Below are 4,269 nucleotides of genomic sequence, written 5' to 3' on the forward strand. Positions count from 1 at the left end.
AACCGGGGAAAAAACAGGTGAGAATTCTACGGGTTTTCTGCCAAAACATATGCCGATTTTTTCATAAAAATTTATCATATTTTCACTTACATATCTTTGCTTTATTGCATCTCTTGTAGGCATATATTCAATATTCCCATTTATTACACGGGTTACAGTTACAGCCGAAATGCCATTGGCAATAAGGATTACCGCTCCGGCGCCAATTTCTTTTCCAAAGTTGGCATCCATCGCACTGGTACTTCCTGAGCGTACAAGATAAGCAGGAACAGTTTCCCTGATCTCGGGCACCTCATTCATTTTTTCTACAAAAAGCCCCTGCTCCTTCATAAACTGCTTGAACTCGGGATCACTTTTTGCCAGATGACTCAGATTCTGTGCAACATATTTTCCTGCCCCGCTAAGTTTTTTATGTCCGAATGAATCAACTGCCACAGTTGAATCTGTTATAGTTGTTCCTGTCGCATCCTTCATCCCTTCCGCAACAACAATCATATATGTTCCTGCCTTATTTTCACTTTCCCCGACCCTTCTCATGAAAGTTTCTTTCATATGTTTGTATACAATATTAAAATCGACGGGAACTTCAGGAATCAGAATACAATCAGCATCAGCTGCAATTCCTCCTCTGAAAGCAGTATGTCCTGCGTATCTTCCAAAAACTTCAATAACCATTACCCTGTTATGGCTTCTTCCGGTTGTTTTTAAATCATTTACATATCTGGCGATCCTGTTTATGGTTGAATCCCCACCCACGGAATAGGTTTGCAGATCAAGATCCATAGTCTTGGGAGCATGGACTGCGGTTATGCCGTTTTCTTCCAGGTCAACAACAGCGCTGCCTGTATCATCTCCTCCTGATATTATAAGCGCTCCTATATTAAATTTATCCAGCCCGGAACATATTTTTTTATATTTTTCAGGATCCTCTATTTTTGATATTTTAACTCTTGAATTCCCTGCTTCGGAACCGGCAACTATTGAGGATATCCGGTCAATTTTTACAGAATCCAGTTTGATAATATTTTCACTTGAATCAAGATTGTAAAGGCCGGCATAACCATTGGGAATCAGATAGGCATCAATTCCATATGATTTTGCCATCAGTGCCGCTCCTTTTATAACCGAGTTAAGACCCCCGCAGTCCCCGCCGCTTGTTATTATTCCAATTGCTTTGTCCTTTAACATTTTTGTTTCTCCTTTACTCATCTAAATCACTGCTCTAATGTAAGCTTGTATTTCTTTTTCATCAGGCTGTACCGGATCAGATGCCAGACCAGGCTTGGTTTTTCTTGCCGGTCTTCATTGCCATACTTCGATATTTTCAATAAAAATTATTTTTTATATCCCATGTACGCAATCCAAACCTGCTTAAATAAACCGGTATGTTCTTATATAACGGATTTGCTTTTTCAATTTCGTTTATCATGTCTCTTTTGTGGCTTGACTTTTCTCCGCAAAGGATAGTGATGGAGCCGCCTTCTCCACCTGCACCATTTACTTTCCACCCGATAGCTCCGCACTGTTTGGCAATCTCGATTATCTCCATACTGTTATTGCTTACAAGCGAGGAATTTAATTCATACTGAGCTTCCGTATTTTCAATCATTGATCTTCCAAACGTATTGAAATCCCCGGAATATAATGAATCTTTTGCAAGCTCCGCTGTCTTTCGCAATCTTTCAAGTTTTGGATTATCGATACCGGCATTTTCCAGCTCTGAAATTACTTTTTCATGAACCGCAGAAGAACTGTGTGATTTGCCCATAAAAATTAGGACAAGCCTTCTTTCAAGTTCCCACCATATCGAATTAGGAATATATATCTGTGAGACTGTGGCATGCGGATAATTATACATTTCCATATAATTGATCCCGCCGTATGCTGAGCATAACTGATCCTGTATTCCCGACTGCAAATGAAGAAGATCTGTTTCGACTTTATGTGCTGCATATGCAACCTCATGGGGCGTCATCCGTCCTTCATTAAGGCAATCCAGCGCTCCGATAAGAGCCACGCTTACAGCTGCCGAAGTACCTGTTGAGCATCCTGCAGGGGCTTCTGAAAATATGGATATCCTCAAAGCAATATCTTTTGGTATCTTCATATACTCAATTGCAGCCTCAAGCAGAGGATGTTTTCCCCATCCCGAAACTTCCGGTTTGACAATATACTGATCACCGTAATTTTCTGCAAATAATGTAATCCTGTCTTTCTGGGTTTCTGAAGGAAAAATTTCTATCTGTGTTTCCACATACGGATAAACACCTATATTAAATACTTTTCCATAACCAGCAAACCATGTATCTGTCCATCCGCCATTGTCACATATCCTTATAGGGGCAACACTGTTTATGACTCTTAGCCTGTTTTGAGTAATATTGGGGTCCAATTATATCTTCCTTGTTAATATTTTATTTAGCAAAATAGTATATCATACAAGATATTTTATGAAAAAAATTTAGTTTTAAAAATATTTATTAGCAACAGAGTATAAATTTAAAAATATTTCAATGTCTCTGTTGTAAAAACTGATTTAATAAGCCTCACTTACACTCTTAACCTGCAGATAGCTCCTCAGAATCATAAAAATTATTTTGGCATCAAAAAGATAGTCTTTTTTCATAAAATTTTCCGTAATTCTTAAAGCATTTCCTTTGCGGCGCCTGATATATCATCCCCATCAAATATGTCTTTTAGAGGTAATGGCAAAATGATTTCAGATTGCAGGCATTACATTCCCGCTACAGACAGGCAGATAAACACCGGTAATAGAACCGGCAAGGTCTGAAGCAAGAAAACAGACTGCATTTGCTATTTCAATATCCGTAACTCTTCTTCCCAAAGGAAGTCTTTCTATATAGGGAAAATCCTGGTTTATATTCCTTTCGCTTCCATCAGTATTGCGGCATCCCTCGCTTATCGTCCATCCGGGAGCAACCTGGTTTACTGTAATATTATATTTTCCTACCTCTTTTGCCAGTACTCGCAAAACACCATCCATCCCTCTCTTTCCGGAAACATAAGCGGACTGTGTTATAAAATTCTGCATTGCACACTCTGTATTGATTCCTATTACTCTGCCATATTTCTGCTTTATCATGTCAGGAACAAATGCTTTTGCCATGTAAACATTATGCATTACACAGGATTTGAACTGACTCTCATAATCTTCCGGAGCCTGTTCCAGGACATTTTTCCAGTCTATCTGTATAACTGCATTATTTACAATGATGTCTGTTATCCCCATTTTTTTGAATATTTCATTTTTCATTGACATAACTGAATCAATATCTGTAACATCTGCCTGTATGGCAACAGCTTTAACAGAATATTTACTATTTACCTCATCTTCCAGTTCGTCTGCAAAATCTTTTTTGTTATAGTAGCAAATCCCGATATTGGCTCCACATTCTGCCAAGGAACGCACAATTGTACGTCCGAGTTCTCCTGTAGCACCTGTAACAACTGCAGTTTTACCAGTCAGATCAATTTTCATAGTGTCTCCTATTGTAAAAAAATATTATAATTTCTATTGAAACTAATAATATAAAACTTAAATTGATTATTCTTTATCTATAACAATAAACCAGGTTTAATATTTTATTTTTATCTGTTTTTTACTTATATTACCATGAATCTATGTTACCATAGATTCATAAGGTAGAAACACTGTCTTTATGGCTTAATTAAAAAAATAAGTCATTGATAATAGGAAAGAGGTAAAATGATGCGAAATTCAAATGCTTTAATTGTAAATGGGAGCCCAAGGAAGAATGGAAACTGTCATTATCTTATCAATTCTCTCATCAGAGGGATTGGGGAAAACAATGGGACTTATGATCTTATCAACCTGCGGGAATTAAAAATTTCCCCATGTGATGCCTGTGAATCATGCACCGGAAACAAATCTAAAGGCTGTATCAAACATGATGACATGACTGACCTGTATATTAAAATAGAAAAATCAGATTCAATTGTCTTTGCCTCTCCCACTTATTGGTTTAATGTCTCTGCACAGACCAAGCTATTTATAGACAGACTGTATGCTATCTATAAAAGTGGTTTAAATGAAAAAAATATCGGAGTTATTTTAACTTATGGCGATAAAGATGTCTTTTCTTCAGGAGGAGTAAACGCTTTAAGAAGCTTCCAGGATATTTGTAATTATGTAAATGCCAGGCTTGTCGGCATAGTCCATGCAAGTGCTAACAAAGCAGGTGAAATAAAAAATAATTCAGCCAAACTGGAAGAAGCATATAATCTGGG

General features: G+C 37.4%; 4 protein-coding genes. 1 reads left to right on the forward strand and 3 read right to left on the reverse strand.

The annotated features are described in order from the left end of the window. The 3 genes from GXZ93_03130 to GXZ93_03140 all read right to left on the reverse strand — a co-directional run. The coding region (locus GXZ93_03130; protein ID HHT78776.1) for a 6-phosphofructokinase at positions 1 to 1,188 on the reverse strand (1,188 nt) is incomplete at its 3' end. Positions 1,189 to 1,324: 136 nt separating this feature from the next. After that, complete coding sequence (locus tag GXZ93_03135; protein HHT78777.1) at positions 1,325 to 2,380, reverse strand: GHMP kinase; 1,056 nt, start codon at positions 2,378 to 2,380, stop codon at positions 1,325 to 1,327. A gap of 339 nt (positions 2,381 to 2,719) precedes the next feature. Next, positions 2,720 to 3,499 carry an SDR family oxidoreductase gene (locus GXZ93_03140; protein HHT78778.1) on the reverse strand — a complete coding sequence of 260 codons (780 nt, stop codon included), beginning with the start codon at positions 3,497 to 3,499 and terminating at the stop codon, positions 2,720 to 2,722. A 228-nt stretch (positions 3,500 to 3,727) separates the two neighbouring features. Here GXZ93_03140 and GXZ93_03145 point away from each other — a divergent pair. Beyond that, a partial coding sequence (locus GXZ93_03145; protein HHT78779.1) for a flavodoxin family protein occupies positions 3,728 to 4,269 on the forward strand: 542 nt, incomplete at its 3' end.

The sequence above is a fragment of the Actinomycetota bacterium genome (assembly GCA_012837825.1).
Lineage (GTDB): Bacteria > Actinomycetota > Humimicrobiia > Humimicrobiales > Humimicrobiaceae > Humimicrobium.